This is a genomic window from Streptomyces sp. NRRL F-5123, assembly GCF_000721495.1.
In the GTDB taxonomy this organism is placed as follows: domain Bacteria; phylum Actinomycetota; class Actinomycetes; order Streptomycetales; family Streptomycetaceae; genus Actinacidiphila.
Map to the genome: position 1 here is coordinate 16,305 of NZ_JOHY01000084.1, position 18,848 is coordinate 35,152.

The window sequence follows — 18,848 nt, forward strand, 5'->3', positions numbered from 1 at the left end:
AGGACGTCAGCTCTCGACGGCCTCCGCCTCCGCGTCGGCCGGGGCGGAGGCCGTCTTCGCGTCGTCGGCCGGGCGGACCTGGCGGGTGATCAGCACGAGCAGCAGGATCACCGCGAGGAAGACGGTGGCGACGGTGTAGGCGGCGGACACCCCGTGGGCGAGGACGTACTCGGGCAGCCGCGCCGGGGTCATGTCGTGCGGCGGGTCCGACAGCGCGTCCCGGGTGGCGGAGCCGAACACCGTGACCAGGACGGCCAGGCCCACCGAGCCGCCCATCTGCTGCATCACGACCATCATGCTGGAGGCCGCGCCGGTGTCGCGCGCGGGCACCCCGGAGACGACGGCGACGCTCAGAGGCACGAACAGTGCGCCCACACCGAGCCCGAACATGATCATCGGGCCGAGGACGGCGCCCGCGTACGAGCTGGTGTCGGAGATCCGGGTCAGCCAGGTCATGCCGGCGGTGGTGAGCAGGGCGCCGGCCAGCATCAGCGGCTTCGGGCCGATCGTCTTGAGCAGCTTGGAGGCGCGCGAGGCGGACACCAGGATGCCGGCGGTCATCGGCAGGAAGGCGAAACCGGCCTGCAGCGCGCTGAATCCGAGGTCCTTCTGCACGAACTGGGTGGTGAAGAAGAACATGCCGAGCATGCTGCCGGTCAGCAGCAGGATGAGCAGGTACGAGCGGGCCCTGGGCAGGTCGGCCAGCAGCCGCAGCGGGACGACCGGCTGCGCCACCCGGTTCTCCACCACGACGAACAGCGCCAGCGCGGCGGCGGCCACGGCGAACGCGACGATCGTCTGGCCGTCGCTCCACCCGTCGGACGCGGCCCTGATGAACGCGTACACCAGTGCGCCCAGTCCGACGGTCGAGGTGACCGCGCCGGCGATGTCGAAACGGCCCGGGTTGCGCGGCGGGCTGGTGAGCACCATCGGAGCCAGGACGAGGACGGCGACACCGAACGGCACGTTGATGAACATCACCCACCGCCACGACAGCCAGGTGGTCAGCATGCCGCCGACGATCAGGCCGATCGAGCCGCCGACCCCCGACACCGCCGCCCACGCGGCCAGCGCCTTGGTGCGCGGCGTGCCCTCGGGGAAGTTGCTGGCGATCAGCGCCAGCGCGTTGGGCGAGGCGCACGCGGCTCCGACGCCCTGCGCGGCGCGGCAGACCACGAGCATCCACGACTCGGTGGCCAGGCCGCCGAGCAGCGAGGCGACGCTGAACAGCGCGATCCCGCCGACCAGCACCTGGCGCCGCCCGAGGATGTCACCGGCCCGGCCGCCGAGCAGCAGCAGGCCGCCGTACGCCAGCGTGTACGCGTTGAGCACCCACGCCAGGTTCGTCGGGGAGAAGCTGAGCGAGCCCTGGATCTTCGGCAGCGCGACGTTCACGATCGTCGCGTCGAGCACGAGCATCAACTGGCAGGCGACGATGACCGTGAGGACCAGGCCGAGCCGTTTGCCGCTCGTCGCCGCATCGGCCGGCCCGGTCCCCCCCGAGCGTGTTGCCGATTCCACTGACATGGATGCCTCCCAGCACCGTGACGACCTGAGGAACCAAAACGTTTCCTATTTTCGCAGCAGGCTAACATGGCGTCAGCTCGATTGGAAACCGAGTCGTTTCTTATTCCGGGGGTTATGCTGAAGAGGTCGACGGCCTGCCGACCTGCTCGGCGGGCCACGCCGGAACGCGGGAGACGACATTGGCGACACCGACCCGGGCCCAGCCGCCCGTCGCGCCGAGCGGCGCCCTGACGCCGTCGCCCGCGGCCGTCGTCTCGCGCCGCCGCGGCGAGGCGCTGCGGCACGCGATCTTCGACGCCGTCTTCGAGCAGCTGGAGGCGGTCGGCTACGCGAACCTGACGATGGAGCGCATCGCGGGCGCGGCCCACACCAGCAAGGCCGTCCTGTACCGCCGCTGGACGTCGAAGGAGGAGCTTGTCGCCGACGCCCTCAAGGCGATGCTCCCGCAGCCGGACGAGGTGGCCCTGACCGGCGACCTGCGCTCCGACCTGCTCGCCCTCATGCGGTGCGTCCAGGTGTCGTTCACGGCCACGCGCGGCACCGCCTTCCAGATCGTCTCGGCCGAGGCCGGCTGCGAGAACGGCAATGTGCGCCGCGCCGCGATCGAGCGGGTGGTCGAGCCGTGCACCCGCCGGATCCTCGACGTGCTGCGGCGCGGCGCCGAGCGCGGCGAGGTCGGCCCGCAGGCCGCCACCGAGCTGGTGGCCGGTGTCGGCCCGGCCCTGCTGGTGCAGTACCCGCTCGTGCACAGCGCCCCCGCGCCCGACGCGTACCTGGTCTCCGTCGTCGACCGGGTGCTGCTCCCGCTGACCGCGCCCTGACACCGGCCCCGGCCCTAGACGTGGATTAGGCGTGCTTTAAGGCGGCGGGCGACCGTGAGCGGAGCCGGTCAACCAAGGAGGCGCCGTGTCGGCACGCGATCTCTACACCACGCCTGTCGCATCCACGACCTGGGAGGTGCCCGCGTCGGGCGCGGCCAGGTTCTCGTGGGATTACGACGACGGGCGTGAACGCCTGCTGTCCCTGTACCAGAAGGGCAAGGACAAGCAGTGGGACTCCATGAAGCGCATCGCGTGGGAGACCGAGGTCGACCCGTACGACGCGCTCGGCGTCCCCGACCGCTCGATCGCCATCTTCGGCACGCCGCACTGGGAGCGGATGAACGAGCGCGAGCGCGCCGACGTCCGCCGCCACGTCGCCTCGTGGCAGTTCTCGCAGTTCCTGCACGGCGAGCAGGGCGCGGTGATCTGCGCCTCCCGGCTCGTGGAGTCCGTCCCCGACCTCGACGCCAAGTTTTACGGCGCCACGCAGGTGATGGACGAGGCGCGGCACGTCGAGATCTACTCCAAGTTCCTGCGCGAGAAGCTCGAACTGATCTATCCGATCAACGACAAGCTGGGCCGGCTGCTGAGCGACACCCTCAGCGACCCCCAGTGGGACATGCCGTACCTGGGCATGCAGGTGATGATCGAGGGCCTCGCGCTGGCCGCCTTCGGGCTGATCCGCGACATGACCACCAAGCCGCTGCCGAAGCAGATCCTGGCGTACGTGATGCAGGACGAGGCGCGGCACGTCGCGTTCGGCCGGCTCGCGCTGCGCGAGCACTACCGGCACATCTCGGACGCCGAGCGGCGCGAGCGCGAGGACTTCGTCATCGAGGGCTGCTACCTGATGCAGGACCGGCTTCGCGGCACCGAGGTGTGGGAGAACTTCGGCATCTCGGAGAAGGAGTCGAAGGCGCTGCTGGACAACTCCGAGGCGCACAAGATGTTCCGCGGCCTGCTCTTCAGCCGCCTGGTGCCGTGCGTGCGCGACATCGGCCTGTGGAGCGAGCGGGTGCAGGGCGTCTTCGCCGACCTCGGCGTGCTGGACCTCGCCCGCCAGGACCTGGAGGTGCTCATGCGGCAGGACGAGGAGGTCGCCGAGAAACTGGAGACGGAGGCGGCACGCGCGGAGGAGCAGGCCCGCAAGGAGGAGGTCGACGCCGTCATCGCCGAGGCCGCCGCCGAGTGACGGAAGGCGCCGCACGCTAGTGCTGTGACCGGGAGGGTTCACCGGCTTGCGACGCCCGGCACGGCACCTCGCTGCGTTGCCGCATCGACCGAGTAGGCCCACTACGAGGCCGAGCGTGCTGCGGCACCGCGAGGAGGCACGCGCAGACGGCCGGCGCCACTCGGTCGTCACGTACGTGCTCCACACCTCCGGGCGGGTGCTGGCCCGCCACCCGGAGGCCAACGCCGCGATCCGCGAACGCTGGTTCGGCTGGGGGCGTCCCGCGGTGGCGCGCTACGCCTCCGTCAACGGCAAGCTGGCGCTGGACAAGACGCTCGGCGGCCGGCGCGTGGCCCTGTCCGCGGTGCTGCGGGACCTGGACACCGCGACGCTGGAGGAGATCCAGGGCGCGGTCGACCGCTACCGCGACATCGACCCGGACACTGCGCCGGAGTTCACCGGCGCCCGCCGGCTCGACGCCCGCCGCTACCCGCGGGGCCTGGCGCGCTACCGGAAGATCGCCCGGCCGCTGGAGCGGCGGGCCGCTCTCATGGGCACCTTCGCGGTCAGCTCGCTCGGGCACCGCGCGGTGGACGGCTTCCACTCGGTGGGCGGCACCACGATCACCCTCGGGGTGGGGCGGGTGACCGACCGGGCCGTCGTGCGCGACGGCGCGTTCGCGGTCGCGCCGGTGATGCGGCTCAACCTGACGTTCGACCACCGGGTGATCGACGGGGCCGAGGCGGCGGACGTCCTGAGCGAGATCAAGGACGCGCTGGAGGGCTTCACCGTGCGGCCCCCGGCCCCGGCGGCCGTCGCCGAGGCGGCGGGGGAGGGGCGGTCGTGAACGACATCGCCGAGCTCAAGCAGTACGTGGGCGTCCACGCCAAGGCGCAGGGCATCCCGCACTACCGGCAACTGCTCGACCGCATCCGCGACGACGGCGAGGGACCGGGTTCCTGGGTCGCCGAGTGGAGCGCCGCGGCCCGCGAACTGGAGTCGCAGGGCAAGCTGCTGGAGGCGTGCCGCCACTACAACATGGCCCGCTTCCCCTTCGTGGACGGAGAAGCTCGCCGGCAGGCCATGGAGGGCTGCGTGCGGGCGTTCGACCGGTGGCGCCGGGAGAACTCCGACATCCAGCGGCTGGAGGTCGACATGCCCGGCGGGCGCGTCGCGTGCTGGACGTCCAACCTGGTGCCCGGCGAGCGCCGGCCGCTGCTGCTCATCATGGGCGGGATCATCAGCGTCAAGGAGCAGTGGGCGCCCATGCTCATGCGGGCCCGGTCGCTCGGCATGGCCGGCCTGGTCACCGAGATGCCCGGAGTGGGCGAGAACACCCTGCGCTACGGCGCCGACAGCTGGCTGATGATCTCCAGAATCCTGGACGCGGTGCGCGACCTCGGCGCCGACGCCACCCGCGTGCACGCGATGGCGCTGAGCTTCAGCGGGCACCTGGCGCTGCGCTGCGCCGTGGACGACCCGCGGATCCGGGGCGTAGTCGTCGCCGGGGCGCCCGTCGGGCCGTTCTTCACCGATCCGCAGTGGCAGCAGGCGCTGCCCCGGGTGACCGTCGACACGATGGCCCACCTGATGGACGAGAAGCCGGGGGACGTGCCCGACCGGGTGCGTGACTGGGCGCTGACCGGCAGCCAGCTGCGGGCGCTGCAGATCCCCGTGCACGGCCTGGTGAGCCTGCGCGACGAGATCATCCCCGCCGGTGACGTGCGGATGCTGCGCGAGAACGTGCGCCGGCTGCACCTGCACACGTACGACGACGTGCACGGCTCGCCCCGGCACGTCGCCGAGAGCGGGCTGCGGCTGGTGCTCGCCGTCCTGCGGACGACCGGCGCGAGCCTGCGGCGGCGCGCGTCGCTGCGGTGGCGCATCGCGCGGCTGCGGTCCGGCCGCTGACGCACCGTGTGCCGCGGGCCGGCCGCCGAGGGGCTTCTTCGCTCCCGGCGGCCGGCCCGCGGCGCGTGTCAGGGGGTCGCGTCCAGGCGGTGCAGCAGGTCGGCGAACCAGGCGAGCTGGCGGCGCATCAGCGCCGGGTCCAGCTTGTCCAGGTCGCCGTTCGGTGTCGTCGACAGCAGGTAGGTGGGCGCCGCGAGGAAGGACAGCGCGGGGACGCCCGCGGCTGCGAACGCCGCGCCGACACCGCCGTAGTTGGACGGGTTGCGGCCCAGCCGGTGGTTGAACAGGTCGTGGTGCGCGAACGCCTCGGAGGCCAGGGGCACGAGGCTGTCCGCCACGTACATCACGCCCCAGTCCGGAACCCCCAGCGAGCGGTAGCCGGCGTCGTCGTCGACCCACTCGGTCACCCCGAGGTGCTCGATGCTCAGCGCGGCCGTGGCCTTCCCCACCAGGTCGGGGTGGTCGTCGATGAAGCCCTCCGTCTCCGGGAAACCCGCGTCGAAGTGGCCGGTGACGAGTGAGAACACCAGAGAGCGGCGCAGCCCACGGCCGCGCAGGCGCAAGCCCCGGAAGTATCGGGCCAGGGCCAGCAGGCCGATGCCGCCGTTCTCCTCCAGGAAGTTGGTGCCGTCGGTGTGGGTGTTGCCGATCAGCACCTCGTCGGTGCTGCCGTCACCGGGCAGCACCGCCACGAGGTTGGGGGTCGTGGTCTTGGTGCGCCCGGCCGTCATCGTGAACCGCACCAGCGGCGTGGCCTCGGCGGCCTGCCGCAGCATCGCGCCGGTGTCCTTGTCGACGTAGACGGCCGGGATGCCCGTGTAGGCGTTCTTGGGCGGCAGGTAGTCGCCGGCCAGTGCCTCGTAGGAGGCGTCGACGATGCAGACGACGCCGGCGGCGGTCGCGGCGCCGGGCGCCGAGGCCACCGCCGACCACAGCCGCGGGTCCCACAGCTTCTTCCACGGCACCCCGTCGTCGTTGGGCTGCCGCAGGAACACCCCGGCCGAGGCGTCCGTCGCCGCGCGGGTGCCGGTCGTGGGCAGCCCCGGGTCGATGAGCAGGACGGTGCCCGCGGCGTCCGCGCCGAGCTCGGCCGTCCGTGCCGCCAGCCACTGCGACGTCCGCCGCTGCCAGTCCGCCGTGGCCCGCTCCAGCGCCGCGGGGTCCGCGGTGTCCGCCACCGCGCCGATCTTCGGTGCGCCCTCGAGGTGCAGGAGCCGCCCGACCACGCCTTGCGGGGGCGTCTCGCCGCCGCGCGGGTGGTAGGCCGCGACGCGCACGTGCCCGGCGTGGGCTCCTTCCAGCAGCGTCAGGCCCCAGCGTTCGGCCTCCCAGGTCTCGCACGGATACGCGTGCGACGGCAGTATTCGGCAGCCGGTGCGCTCGAACTGGTCGAGGAGCCAGCCGAGATAGTTGTCGTGTGCCCGGGAACCGGTGAAACGCGGTCCGAATCCGACCATTGCGGCATTGTCCCGGTACAGTTGCGCGCCCGACGGGAGCAGCGAGGTCTCGACCCGCGCCGCGCCCCGGCCCGCGGCGGCGTGGGCGTGGCCGGCCAGCGGCAGCACCGAGGCCATCGCGCCCGCGGCCACGCCTAACGCGCCGCGCCGCGACACCCCGCGGTGCGCGGGGCGGCCCGCGGTATGCCCCTCGGATTCACCATTCATTTCACAATCTCCCTCGTCCGTTATTCATATCGACGCCGATACGGTACAGCCAAATCCGGGAAATTGGTGGCGGTCGTCCGCAGAAGGTCGGTATTAGAAGGACTTTAGTTGCGATCAGTAGCATCGGGAGCCGGGAATTTCCCCGCATTTACCCCCTGTTGCGAAGGTGATATTCGCATGATGATCCATGCCGCGGTGCTGCGGGACAGGACGGGACCCTTCGGCATCGAGGAGGTGGACCTCGCCGCACCGGGCCCCGGCGAGGTGCTGGTGCGCGTCGCCGGGGCCGGGCTGTGCCGCAGCGACCTGATGCCGAGGCACGTGCCGATCGTGTCCGGTCCCGTCGTGCTCGGCCACGAGGGTGCCGGGGTGGTGGAGGACGTGGGCCCGGGCGTCACCCGCGTCCGGCCCGGCGACCATGTCGTGCTCAGCTACGACTCGTGCGGCTGGTGCGCGCGCTGCCTGGGCGGCGAGCCCTCCTACTGCGGTCAGTTCTTCCCGCGCAACCTCTCCGGCCGCCGCGTCGACGGCTCGACGTCCGTCACCGACGCGGGCGGCGAGCCGGTGGCCGCGCGCTGGTTCGGGCAGTCCTCGTTCGCGACGCACTGCATCGCCGCCGAGCGCGGCCTCGTCCCCGTGGACGCCTCGCTGCCGCTGGAGACGCTCGCCCCGCTCGGGTGCGGCATCCAGACCGGCGCCGGGACGGCGCTGCTGGCGCTGCGCGCCGGCGCGGGCTCCACGCTCGCGGTCTTCGGCACCGGCGCGGTGGGGCTCGCGGCGGTGATGGCCGCAGCCGCCGCCGGGGCCCGCGAGATCGTCGCCGTCGACACCCACCCCAAGCGCCGCGAACTGGCCCTCGAACTCGGTGCCACCCACGCCCTCGACGGCGCCGACCCCGAGACCGCCGCCCGCATCGCCGCGCTGACCGGCGGCGGCGCGGACGCCGCGCTGGACACCACGAGCGTGCCGGAGGTCGTGCTGGCCGCCGTGACCTCGCTGCGCCCGCGCGGCACCTGCGCGCTGGTCGGCTCCGGCGCCGCCGACGTCGTCCTGCCGCCGCGGGCACTGCTCGGGGGCCAGACCCTGCGCTACGTCATGGAGGGCGACGCGGTGCCGCAGCAGTTCATCCCCGTCCTCATCGCCCTGTGGCAGAACGGGCGCTTCCCGTTCGACCGGCTCGTCCGCACCTACCCGCTGTCCGGGATCAACGACGCCGAGCGTGACTTCGGCAACGGAGACGTCGTCAAGCCGGTCCTGGTGCCGGCGGCATAGGAGGCTGTCCGTGTTCGACTCGACGATGACCGCCGGCGGGCTGCCGCTGCCCGGCTCCGGTGCGTACGACGTGGTGAACCCGGCCACCGGCCTGGTGGTCGCCCGCGCGCCCGCGTGCGGCCCCGCGGAGCTGGATGCCGCGATGGCCGCCGCGCAGGCGGCCTTCCCCGCCTGGAGCGCGGACGAGAAGGCGCGGCGCGCGGCCCTGCACGAGACGGCCGACGCGATCGTGGCCGCCGTCGACCGCCTCGCCCCCCTCCTCACCGCCGAGCAGGGCAAGCCCGGCTACGAGGCCAGGGGGGAGATCGCCGGTGCGTGCGCGTGGCTGCGCTACTACGCCGACCTCGACCTGCCGGCCGAGACGCTGCTGCAGGACGACGAGAACGGCAGGATCGCGGTGATGCGCCGCCCGTTCGGCGTGGTCGCCGCGATCGCGCCGTGGAACTTCCCCGTGGCGCTCGCCCTGTGGAAGGTCGCGCCGGCGCTGCGGGCCGGCAACACCGTGGTGCTCAAGCCCTCCCCGTACACCCCGCTGACGACGCTCGCGATCGGCGAGCTGCTGCGCGAGGTGCTGCCGCCCGGCGTCCTGAACGTCGTCAGCGGACCGGACCCGCTCGGCGCGTGGATCACGGCGCACCGCACGCCGCGCCGCATCAGCTTCACCGGGTCGACCGAGACCGGTACGAAGGTCATGACCGCCGCGAGCGCCGACTTCAAGCGCATCAGCCTCGAACTGGGCGGCAACGACCCGGCGATCGTCCTCGACGACGCGGACCCGGCGAAGATCGCGGAGGCCCTCTTCTGGGGCGCCTTCCGCAACAACGGGCAGTTCTGCATGGCCGTCAAACGCGTCTACGTGCCCGCGGCCCTGCACGGCGAGCTCGTCGAGGCCCTCGCGGCGCGGGCCCTGGCCACCAGGGTCGGCGACGGCGCGGCCGAGGGCACCGAACTGGGTCCGGTCAGCAACCGCCGGCAGTACGACCGGGTGGCAGGCCTGGTGGCCGACGCACTCGGCCGCGGTGCGGTCGCCGCGGCCGGCGGCGCGCCCGCGGGCGACGGGCCGGGGCTCTTCTTCCCGCCGACGATCCTGACGGGGTTGTCCGACGGCGTCCCGATCGTCGACGAGGAGCAGTTCGGCCCCGCGCTGCCCGTCGTCGCGTACGACCGGCTGGACGACGCGATCGACCGCGCCAACGGCACCCCCTACGGGCTGACCGCCTCGGTGTGGTCGGCCGACACCGACCGCGCCGCGCAGGTCGCGGCGCGCGTGGACGCGGGCCAGGTGTGGATCAACACCCACGGACGCGGCGCACTGCGCCCCGACGTGCCGTTCGGCGGACACAAGTCGAGCGGCATCGGGCTGGAGAACGGCCGCTGGGGGCTGGAGAGCTTCTCCGAGATCCAGGTCGTCGGCCGGCTCTGAGCCGCCTTCGGCCCCGGACGCAACCGTGGGGTGCCGGCCGCATCGGCCGGCACCCCACGGGCGTGTGCGCTGTCAGGCGGCGCTGACCACGGAGTAGATGCCCGCCAGGTCGCGCGCCTCGAGCACGTCGGGCAGCGAGACGCTGCGCCCGGTGCGGCGCTCCAGCACCGACAGCAGCCACACCAGGTGGACCGAGTCCCAGCCGGGCAGCTCGTCGAAGCCGCGCGAGGCGTCGTCGACCGTGACCGGCAGGCCCAGCTCGTCGCGTATGACCGAGACGAATTCGTCGAGGGTGTTCATGCACGGCCTCCCGTGATGTTCTCGTCAAGCGTCACATGGTCAGGAATCTCCACCGGCTCGCGCAGGTCGTGGCGGAAGAGCGTGCCGCCCCCGTCGGCCGGTCCGGCCTCGGTGAAGCCGTAGCGCGGGTAGAAGCCGGCCACGATGCCGTTCTTCGCCGTCGGCCGGTACTCCCCGTACACGGCGGTCAGTCCGGCGGCGCGCGCGTGGCCCAGCAGCGCCGCCAGCCACGCCTGCTCGATGCCGCGCGAGAAGACCCGGCAGCTCAGCACCGCGTTGTCGATGTGCAGGTGCTCCCCGTCACGGCGGGCGAAGACCGCGCCGACGAGCCCGTTGTCGCCGAAGCGGTCGCTGGAGTGCACGGAGAGCACCAGCCGGTCCGGATCGCCGAGCAGGGCGCGGACCTCCGGCTGCTGGAGGCGCTGCGTGGTCAGGTTGAACTGGTTGGTGCGCAGGGTCAGCTGCGACAGCCGCGGAACGTCGCGCTCGGCCACGGGGCCGAGCCGCACCTGGACCTTCAGCTCCGTGAGGTAGTCCTGGACGGAGTCGAAGCTGTCCAGGAAGTCCTTGCGCACCAGCTCGTCGCGGTACTTCTCGACGCGGGTGCTGTCCTCGGCGGTCAGCTCCCGCGTGTCGAACCAGCCGTCGCGCACCAGCTTGCCGACGTGCAGCGCCGGGTCGCCGTCGACCTGCACCACGGTCACGCCCGGCAGCAGCTCCCGAACGAGACCGCACTCGTAGGGGTTGTCGTCGACGAACACGAAGCTGTCCACCCCCAGGTTCAGCGCGGAGGCCAGCTCGGCCAGGTTCTCGTGTTTGGGCCGCCAGTTCGCCGCGACCCGTACGAAGTCCTCCTCCCGCAGCGTCATGTCCCGGCGGTCGCGCAGCGCCTCGCGCACCAGCGACAGCTCGTTCTTGCTGGCCACCGCGAGGAGCACGCCCTGCGAGCCGAGCTGCTTGACCGTCTGCTGGAACGCCCGGTAGGCCTCGCCGCGGTAGCTCTCGGCGACCTCGACGCCGTCGACCCCGTCGTCGCCGAGCACCCCGCCCCACACCGTCCCGTCCAGGTCGACCACGAGGCACTTCTTGCCCCGGCCGACCAGCGCGCGGGCGAGGTGGCCCACCTCGCGTGCGTAGAGGGCGAGCAGGTCGGGGGAGAGGTACGCCTTGGTGTAGATGCTCAGCCGGGGATCGCTGAGCGGCACCCCCTCGGCGATCAGCGGCTCCAGGTCGACGACCACGACGGCCGGGTGCCCCTCCGCGAGCCGCAGCAGCCCCGCGTTCGCCTCGCGCCACAGCGCTCCGAGCACGGCGCGCGAGCGGTGGTCGACGAGCTGGGCCGAGAAGCGGTGGGGCAGCGGGATGGTGTTGAGGACGAGCGTGCCGCGGCTCGTGGCCTCGAACGTCGCCACGATGCCCTCGATGACGGCCAGCTTCGCGGCGAGGCACTGCTCGACGTCCGCGGGGCGCCAGGGGACCGGTACCTCGTCGAAGACCGTCATCGGGTCCAGGACGCACAGCGTCACGTCCGGCTCGGCCGCGTACAGCGCGCTGCCGGGGTCCGCGAGGTCGAAGACGTAGGAGTCGAACGCGGACACCACCGGCCGCAGCAGCATGCCGTGCCGGGCCAGTTCCGCGGTCAGCACCGGCACCAGGGGCGCCAGTGTGCCGTGCCCGGTGACGGCCACGGTGAGCGCCACCGTTCCGGGATGGGCCCGCAGGACCGCCTCCGGGTCCAGCCGGCCGAGGAACTGGCCCGCGCGGAGGAAGTCCGGTCCCGAGATGCCCGCCAGCAGGCCGGCGACGTCCGGGTAGCACTCGGTCAGCCGCTCCTCGCGGCACATCCTGAAGAATTCGTCGGAGGCCTGTGCTTCCTGCGGCGGCCCGACTGCTGTCATGGTGCTCACACCCCTTGCTGATATCCGCTGACATCGGCATGCCGGCCACTCATGGTCGGCGAGGGCTCTAAACCCGGGCTATTGCGTGTCTAGCCACGGTGGGAGGGGCGGGGCCGGTCGGCCTTCGACGCTGAAGGCCGGCCCCCTGCCGTCAGCGCACCGCCGCGGTCGGCAGGCACCGTCTGATCTCCCGCACGACCGGGCCGTTCCAGCCGTTGAGGTAGAAGTGCCCGCCCGGGAAGGTCCGCAAGGAGAACGCGCCGGTGGTGTGGCCGCTCCACGCGGCGACCTGCTCGGGCGTGGCCACCGGGTCCGCTTCGCCTGCGAAGGCCGTCACCGGGCATCCCACGGTGGCACCGGGCGGGCACCGGTAGGTCTCGATGGCCTTGTAGTCGCCGCGGATCGCGGGCATCAGCGACAGCATCAGCTCACGGTCGCCGATCACGGCGTCGTCGGTGCCGCTCAGCCGCCGTATCTCGGCCATGATCCCCGCGTCGTCCCGCAGGTGCACGGCCGTCCCCGGCGGGAGCGACGGCGCTCGCCGCGCCGACGCGATGATCCCGGCGACCGAGGGGTCCGCGACACCGCCGCCTTCCAGCAGCCGCACCACCTCGAAGGCGACGACCGCTCCCATGCTGTGGCCGAACAGCACCAGCCGTGCGCCCGCCCGCTCGCGCAGCACCTCCGCGATCCGCGCGGCCAGCAGCGGTATCTCCTCGACGACCGCCTCCGCCCTGCGGTCCTGCCGGCCCGGATACTGCACGGCCAGCACCTCGACCTCGGGCGCGAGCGCCCGTGACAGCGGGAAGAAGTAGCCCGCCGACCCGCCCGCGTGCGGGAAGCACACCAGCGTTCCGCCGGCGCCGGGGGCGGGGTGGAACCTGCGTATCCAGTCGTCCGCTCGTGTCGTCGTCATCGGCCGTCCTGTCTCACTCGTCGGGCTCCTCGGGTCCGGCATGTCAGACGGCGATCCGCACGTCGACGTCGCCGTCCGCGACGAGGATCGCCTGGTGCAGGTCGCGCAGCGACCGGCAGGGCTCCAGCCCCAGCTCGTCCACGATGATGTCCCGCGCCCGCTTGTAGACGCGTATGGCGTCCGCCTGCCGGCCGGACCGGTAGAGGGCGATCATGAGGAACTGGTAGAACGCCTCGCGCAGCGGGTGTTCGGCGATCAGCGAGTACAGCGGGCTGACGACCTCGCGGTGCCGGTCGAGCGCGAGGTGGGCCTCCATCTGCATCTCCAGGCACTCCAGCCGCGCCTCCTCGAACCAGGTGGCGAAGCTGGTGGTGACCGGCCCGCCCTGCAGCCCGCCGAGCACCGAACCGCGGATGAGCGCGAGCGCGGACTCCAGGGTCTTTGCGGCCTCGCCCGCAGTCCCCGACTTGAGCTGCTCGCGCCCGAGCCGCGCGGAGTTCTGGAACGCGTGCAGGTCGAGTTCGTCCGACCCCAGGTGCAGTACGTAGCCGGGCGACTTGGTGACGATCGTGCTGTTGGACTCCGTGATGCTGCCGAGGAACTTGCGGAGCTGGGAGATGTACACGTAGAGCCCGGCGTCGGCGCGCCGCGGCGGATCCTCGCCCCACAGCTCCGTCAGTAACTGATCGGCGGACATGAGCTGACCGGCGCGGATGAGGAGGGTGGCGAGCAGGATCTCCATCTTCCGCGCGCTCAACGAGAATTCGCCGGTACCCGATACCACGCGAAGCGGACCTAGGATCTCATAACGCATGGAACCTCCCCGTTTCTCGCGACCGACCGCCCTCGCAACTGGCTGCCACAGTTGAGCCTCCCGTGATTGGCTGCAACGGTCTTCAGATCGCTTCATTGATGGTCCCCACGGGCGGGGTCGTTTGCACGGTGTTACGTCGCGGTCACCGGTGACCGATCGGACTGCACTCGCAGATCGGGCGCCGTCGACGTCATGTATGAACGGCATATTGCGCCGATCGCCTGTTCGGTGGATTCACGCCCGGGAGAGCCCGGAGCCCCTCCTGCCGTCGCCGGCGTGCCGGCTGGGCGCCTTCGGTCTGCAAGTGCGTGATCCGGTCGGCATGGCGTCACGCCACAGGAGGGATTTCATATCGGAATCGAGCCTAGCGACACCGGCATGGCTGTCAAGAACGGGCCATCCTGCGCCAGTTGCGACCGGCGGTGGATAAGAACTGCGTTTGGCTCAATTTCCCGCCCGTTGGGCGCTGCACTGCGCCGATTCGGGTCGATATTTACCGTTTTGTCATCGGTGTCATGCTCGTGCACTGTGCTCCCCCGTGACATGGACGTTTTCTGGCGCCATGCACCGCTCGGCGGACAGAATGCCACCATCGGCCCAGCCTAATGGGCCACCTAATTGGCGTCTAAAGCGAGTCTAGGGCTGTCCGGTAATCGACCTCCGGACCGGTGCGAACGTGTTTCGCCGGTGCCTGTGGGCTCGGCTCGCCGCTGAGGGCGGGGTTGTGAAGGCGGAACTATACCGTTCGTGGTGCGGCGGCTACCTTCTCCTTTTCCCAGCACTTGGCCAAGAGATGGGATGCAGCCCCCAGGGGCTTCTTCGCGGCACTCGTGAGCATGTTCTACCGGGCCCGGCCGCGGTCCGCCGTGCGGGGCGTACCCGAAGGTCGAACGCCCGGGTGGGCCGTGCCCCGATACAGGACAGTTGCCGAGATTAAATGCGTAATATCGGGCGACGCGCCATATCGGCGGCGCCGTACGCGCAGCCGCGGTCTGTGAGCCACGTCACCGGCGAGCGAGCCGGCGCGGCCCGGCGTGTTTCCCGTGTTCCGCATGTGCCGCGGTGCCGCTGGGGGGGCGAATTTCGGCCGTACCGGGGCAGGCCGTGCCGACGCCACGCGCGGCGCGATCCAGGAGGCAGCCGGCCGAAGGGTCCGCACGCCGGGCGGGGGATCCGTTCATGCAGACGTCCCGAGAACTTCGCCCGGCGCAACACATGAGCCCGGCGGCCGGCCGGAGCGCAGTACCGCAGCCGAGAGGGAAGCGAAACGTCACCTCGGGGCGTAGGCGTTGGCCTGGATCGCGTAGAGGTCGGCGTAGCGGCCGCCGAGTGAGAGCAGTTCCCGGTGGGTGCCCACCTCGGCGAGTCGGCCGTTGTCCAGGACCAGGATCAGGTCGGCGCCGGTGACTGTGGAGAAGCGGTGCGAGACGATCAGGGTGACCGCGCCGGTGCGGGCGGCCAGGTCCCGGGCCCGTTGCATGTAGCGGGCGAAGATGGCGTGCTCGCTGGGTGCGTCCAGGGAGGCGGTCGGCTCGTCGAGGACGAACAGCAGCGGGTCAGGGCGCATGGAGGCGCGGGCGAGCGCGGTCTTCTGCCACTGGCCCTCGGAGAGGTCCACACCGTCGAACTCCCGGCCCAACTGGCTGTCCAGCCCGTCGGGCAGCCGGGCCACCAGCGACTCGGCGTCGGCGGCGCGCACCGCCTCGGCGATGCGTTCGCGGTCCTCGACGTGGGCGAGGTCGCCGAGCCCCACCGCCTCGGCGAAGGAGGCGTGCAGGCGGCCGAAGTCCTGGAAGGCGGCGCTGGAGCGGGAGCGCCAGTCCCCGGTGTCCAGCTCGGCGAGGTCTACGCCGTCCACGGTGATGCGGCCGCCGTCCGGGCGGTAGAACTTGGCCAGCAGCTTGACCAGGGTCGTCTTGCCCGACCCGTACTCACCGACGATCGCGACCACCGAGCCGGCGGGCAGGGTGACGTCGACTCCGTCCAGGGCGAGCCGGCCGGTGCCGGGATAGGCATAGCTGACGTTCTCGAACGCGATGCCCTCGCGCAGCACCTTGGGCGTCTTCTCGCCGCCCCTGGCCCGGGCGCGGTCGACCGCGACCCAGTCCCGCAGCCACAGGTAGGGTTCGATGAGCCGGCTCGCCCCCGCTGTTTCGGTGGCCCGGACGACCGTGAGGTGCACGGACTCGCGCAGGTTGTTGGCCACCGTGACGGTGAGCACGATGTCACCGACCGTGCCGTGGCCATGGGCCGTCCGGTGGGCGACGAGCGCCAGTCCGGCGACGAAGCCCGCGGTGAACAGTCCCCATCCCGACACCTTCCACACCGCGGCGCTGATCCGTGCCATGGTCCGGCCGCTCATCGCCTCGTCCCAGGCCTCCTGCTGGCGCCGGGCCAGCTCGGGTCCGGATCCCGCCACGCGTAGTTCCTTGCCCGCCGAGGCGGAGGTCGCCAGCTCGAACAGGTGCCGTTGCAGCCGGAAGGCCTCCGCCGTCGCCGTCTCGGCCTCCTTCACCGCCCGCAGGCCGCGCTGGTCGAACCACAGCGGTACGGCGGCGAAGGCGAGCAGGAACAGCAGCCAGGGGTTCATGGTTCCCAGCAGCACCAGTGCGACGGTCACCTCGATGACGTTGAACACCGCGTCCACCGAGGCCCACAGGCTGCTGGCGATCTCCCAGGCGGACTCGCGGACGACGGTGACGCGGTCCAGGAAGTCCGTCCGCTCCAGGTGGTCCAGGCCCTCGACGGAGGCGATGTCCCGGTGGATCTGCTGGTGGAGATCGGTGAGCCCGACCTTCTCCACCAGCAGCATCCGCAGGCTCCCCCTCGCGCCGCGAAGGAACCAGGTGACACCGTAGGCGAGCGCCGCGCCCAGGGCGGCTGCGACGGCCGGGCCCGAGCGGTGGGCGAGCGCCGCGTCGACGGCTTCGCGCAGGCAGAGGGCGGAGGCGGCGACGGCGGCCACGGCGGCCGTCTGGGCGGCCAGTATGCCGCCGACCAGCCGTGGCTCCTTCCGCCAGGACAGCCTGAAGAGTTCGGCCCAGAGAGCCAGATAGCGCTTCACCGAAGGTCCCCCTCCTGGATGCGGTCGTCGAAGCCGGCGACGAAGCGCTCGGCCTGGAGGGTGAACATCCCGGCGTAGGAGCCGCCGAAGGCCATCAGTTCCTCATGGGTGCCGGACTCGGTGATCCGGCCGCCGTCGAGCACCACGATGCGGTCGGCCTGCCGGACCGTGGACAGCCGGTGGGAGATCAGTACCACGCTGCTGCCGCCCCGGTGCGCGGCGAGCCGGGAGAAGACGTCGAACTCGGTGCGCACGTCCAGGTGCGCGGTCGGCTCGTCCAGCACCAGCAGCCGGGCTCCGCTGCGTACCGCGTACAGCGCGCGGGCGAGCACCACCTGCTGCCACTGGCCGCCCGACAGGTCCACTCCGCCGGTACGCGAACGGGCCATCGGAGTGGCCCAGCCGTCGGGCAGCCGGGCCAGCACCTCGTCGAGCCCCGCGTCGCGGGCCGCGGCCTCGGCGCGGGCGAGGTCGGGGGCGGTGCCGTCGGCCTGCCCGAGCGTCACGTTGTCGGCGAGGGTGAGGTGGTAGCGGACGAAGTCCTGGAAGACGACGGAGACCCGGCGTCGCCAGGCGGCCGGCCCGAGTTCGGCGATGTCGGTGCCGTCAGCGGTGATCCGGCCGGCGGTGGGTTCGTACAGCGAGGAGAGCAGCTTGATCAGGGTGGACTTGCCGGCGCCGTTGAGGCCGACGACGGCCAGCAGCTCGCCGGGGCGGATCTCCAGGTCCAGGCCCTGGAGGACCTTGCGTGCGGTGCCGGGATAGGCGAACTCCACCTGCTCGAAGCGGACCAGGGGCGCCTCCGCAGGCCGGCTCGCGGGGGTCGCACCGGGTGGGGCGGCGGGAGCCCGCAGCTGCTGTTCCAGCTTCCGGGCCGCGTGAAGAACCGGCAGGGCGCCCATGCTGTCGCGCCAGCCGTAGCTGTCGAGCGCGGTGAACACCGACCAGCCCGCCGCGAACACCGCGGTCTCGACCGCCACCGTCGTCCGGCTGTGGGCGGCGTCCAGAGCCACCGGGGCATAGGCCGCGGCCAGGCCCGCCACCGTCAGGGCGAGTCTGGTCCACTGCTGGTTGAGGTGGCGCACGGTCGCCGCCCACGCGGGGTCGAACATGCCGTGGATGTGCTGCTGCTCGCGCTGCAGTGCCCACTCGGCGAAGCCGAAGACACGCACCTCCTTCGCCTCCGCGGGCTTGGTGAGCACCTCCTGCCACATGTAGGCGCGGCGTCCGTGCGGGGTGCCGGCCTGCCACAGACGTATGAAGGCCTGGCCCTGCCGGTATCCGATGGACCGGGCTGCGACCGCGGCGAGAAGCACGACCGGGACCAGCCACCAGGCGTAGCGGGCCAGTACCAGGCAGGAGGCGGTGATGCCCAGGACGCGGACGAAATCGCCGACCTGCGCCAGGGCGCCCTGGCCGGGAGTGCGTTCGGTCCAGTTGTCCGGGTCGGCGCGGGCCAGCCGGATCTGTTCCTGTACCTCGGGCCGCTCCAAGGCCCCGATGGTGGGGCTGCCTGCCGCGAGCCCGGCGATGCGCGCCCGGTGCGCACCGTCCATCCGGGTCTGGGCGACGAACCGCAGCGGCTCCGCCAGGGCATCGACGACATGCCCGGCGAGCAGTACCGCGCCGAAGGCGAGCAGGGGCTCCAGGGCGGCGGCGAAGACCTCACCGCTGCTGCCGGCACCGAGCCGCGAGACCAGCAAGGCCATGGTGACCGCTGTGGCAGCGGGCACCATGGCCTCCACCACTGCGAGCAGGACGTAACCGACGAGCAGCGGACCGCCGGCGTCTCGCAGCGGCAGCAGAAGCATCCACCGCTCACGAATAGTCAGACCCACAGCCCCTCCGACCGCTCGGGAAGGCCCTGATGCTCATGTCGAACGCCTTCCGCCGCAACTCCATTACGGCCGGGTCCCCTGCGGGGAGGTGACCGGTCGGCCCGGGTCGGGGAAGCGAGCACCTGGCCGCCGGCGTGGAGAGGAGGCCGCGCGCCGCGGCAGGCTGAGCCCGGTCTGCGCACCCACGACGAGGTGAGCCGGGAGGACGACCTCGTCCGGCTCTTGCGCG

Annotated in this window: 14 protein-coding genes; 6 read left to right on the forward strand and 8 right to left on the reverse strand. The window is 72.0% G+C overall.

All coding sequences use genetic code 11. The features are described from left to right. Positions 1-6 precede the first annotated feature (6 nt). The gene (locus tag IH54_RS0136550; protein WP_031525354.1) at positions 7-1,527 is read right to left on the reverse strand and encodes an MFS transporter; all 1,521 of its coding nucleotides are present in this window, start codon (positions 1,525-1,527) and stop codon (positions 7-9) included. 179 nt (positions 1,528-1,706) lie between these two features. Between IH54_RS0136550 and IH54_RS0136555 the strand changes: the two genes are divergently transcribed. From IH54_RS0136555 to IH54_RS45095, 4 genes are all read left to right on the forward strand, one after another. Further along, positions 1,707-2,348, forward strand: coding sequence for a TetR/AcrR family transcriptional regulator (locus IH54_RS0136555; protein ID WP_078862796.1), 642 nt, complete (start codon positions 1,707-1,709; stop codon positions 2,346-2,348). A gap of 85 nt (positions 2,349-2,433) precedes the next feature. Then, positions 2,434-3,540 (forward strand): ferritin-like domain-containing protein, encoded by a 1,107-nt coding sequence (locus tag IH54_RS0136560; protein WP_031525356.1) that lies wholly within the window; start codon positions 2,434-2,436, stop codon positions 3,538-3,540. Positions 3,541-3,655: 115 nt separating this feature from the next. Then, positions 3,656-4,366, forward strand: coding sequence for a 2-oxo acid dehydrogenase subunit E2 (locus tag IH54_RS45090; RefSeq protein ID WP_052398276.1), 711 nt, complete (start codon positions 3,656-3,658; stop codon positions 4,364-4,366). Beyond that, positions 4,363-5,430 carry an alpha/beta hydrolase gene (locus IH54_RS45095; RefSeq protein WP_031525358.1) on the forward strand — a complete coding sequence of 356 codons (1,068 nt, stop codon included), beginning with the start codon at positions 4,363-4,365 and terminating at the stop codon, positions 5,428-5,430. Before IH54_RS45090 ends, IH54_RS45095 begins: the two co-directional genes overlap by 4 nt. A gap of 68 nt (positions 5,431-5,498) precedes the next feature. On the opposite strand, the gene IH54_RS0136575 is transcribed toward IH54_RS45095, so the two are convergent. Beyond that, entirely contained in the window at positions 5,499-7,094 is a 1,596-nt protein-coding gene (locus IH54_RS0136575; protein ID WP_159012307.1) for a hypothetical protein, read from the reverse strand. A gap of 177 nt (positions 7,095-7,271) precedes the next feature. Between IH54_RS0136575 and IH54_RS0136580 the strand changes: the two genes are divergently transcribed. Next, positions 7,272-8,366, forward strand: coding sequence for an NAD(P)-dependent alcohol dehydrogenase (locus IH54_RS0136580; RefSeq protein WP_031525360.1), 1,095 nt, complete (start codon positions 7,272-7,274; stop codon positions 8,364-8,366). Positions 8,367-8,376: 10 nt separating this feature from the next. Next, a complete protein-coding gene (locus IH54_RS0136585) occupies positions 8,377-9,789 on the forward strand; it encodes an aldehyde dehydrogenase family protein (RefSeq protein WP_324607852.1) in 1,413 nt (470 codons plus the stop codon). A gap of 72 nt (positions 9,790-9,861) precedes the next feature. Here the strand turns inward: IH54_RS0136585 and IH54_RS0136590 are convergent, their stop codons facing one another. The 6 genes from IH54_RS0136590 to IH54_RS0136615 all read right to left on the reverse strand — a co-directional run bounded on the left by IH54_RS0136590 (position 9,862) and on the right by IH54_RS0136615 (position 18,592). Beyond that, positions 9,862-10,089, reverse strand: a complete 228-nt coding sequence (locus tag IH54_RS0136590) for an acyl carrier protein (protein ID WP_031525362.1) — start codon at positions 10,087-10,089, stop codon at positions 9,862-9,864. Beyond that, positions 10,086-11,987 carry an HAD-IIIC family phosphatase gene (locus IH54_RS0136595; RefSeq protein WP_031525363.1) on the reverse strand — a complete coding sequence of 634 codons (1,902 nt, stop codon included), beginning with the start codon at positions 11,985-11,987 and terminating at the stop codon, positions 10,086-10,088. Before IH54_RS0136595 ends, IH54_RS0136590 begins: the two co-directional genes overlap by 4 nt. A gap of 151 nt (positions 11,988-12,138) precedes the next feature. Further along, positions 12,139-12,903 carry a thioesterase II family protein gene (locus IH54_RS0136600; RefSeq protein ID WP_031525364.1) on the reverse strand — a complete coding sequence of 255 codons (765 nt, stop codon included), beginning with the start codon at positions 12,901-12,903 and terminating at the stop codon, positions 12,139-12,141. 43 nt (positions 12,904-12,946) lie between these two features. Then, complete coding sequence (locus IH54_RS0136605; RefSeq protein WP_324607853.1) at positions 12,947-13,660, reverse strand: AfsR/SARP family transcriptional regulator; 714 nt, start codon at positions 13,658-13,660, stop codon at positions 12,947-12,949. Positions 13,661-14,987: 1,327 nt separating this feature from the next. Then, a complete protein-coding gene (locus IH54_RS0136610) occupies positions 14,988-16,781 on the reverse strand; it encodes an ABC transporter ATP-binding protein (protein ID WP_031525366.1) in 1,794 nt (597 codons plus the stop codon). Next, a complete protein-coding gene (locus IH54_RS0136615; RefSeq protein ID WP_063762443.1) occupies positions 16,778-18,592 on the reverse strand; it encodes an ABC transporter ATP-binding protein in 1,815 nt (604 codons plus the stop codon). Before IH54_RS0136615 ends, IH54_RS0136610 begins: the two co-directional genes overlap by 4 nt. Positions 18,593-18,848: the final 256 nt, after the last annotated feature.

Excerpts from the sequence above, each read along its gene's own strand:
- IH54_RS0136575 (WP_159012307.1), bottom strand. The coding sequence starts at position 7,094 with ATGAATGGTGAATCCGAGGGGCATACCGCGGGCCGCCCCGCGCACCGC.
- IH54_RS0136595 (WP_031525363.1), bottom strand. The coding sequence starts at position 11,987 with ATGACAGCAGTCGGGCCGCCGCAGGAAGCACAGGCCTCCGACGAATTC.
- IH54_RS0136580 (WP_031525360.1), top strand. The coding sequence starts at position 7,272 with ATGATGATCCATGCCGCGGTGCTGCGGGACAGGACGGGACCCTTCGGC.
- IH54_RS0136550 (WP_031525354.1), bottom strand. The coding sequence starts at position 1,527 with ATGTCAGTGGAATCGGCAACACGCTCGGGGGGGACCGGGCCGGCCGAT.
- IH54_RS0136615 (WP_063762443.1), bottom strand. The coding sequence starts at position 18,592 with ATGCTTCTGCTGCCGCTGCGAGACGCCGGCGGTCCGCTGCTCGTCGGT.
- IH54_RS0136590 (WP_031525362.1), bottom strand. The coding sequence starts at position 10,089 with ATGAACACCCTCGACGAATTCGTCTCGGTCATACGCGACGAGCTGGGC.
- IH54_RS0136600 (WP_031525364.1), bottom strand. The coding sequence starts at position 12,903 with ATGACGACGACACGAGCGGACGACTGGATACGCAGGTTCCACCCCGCC.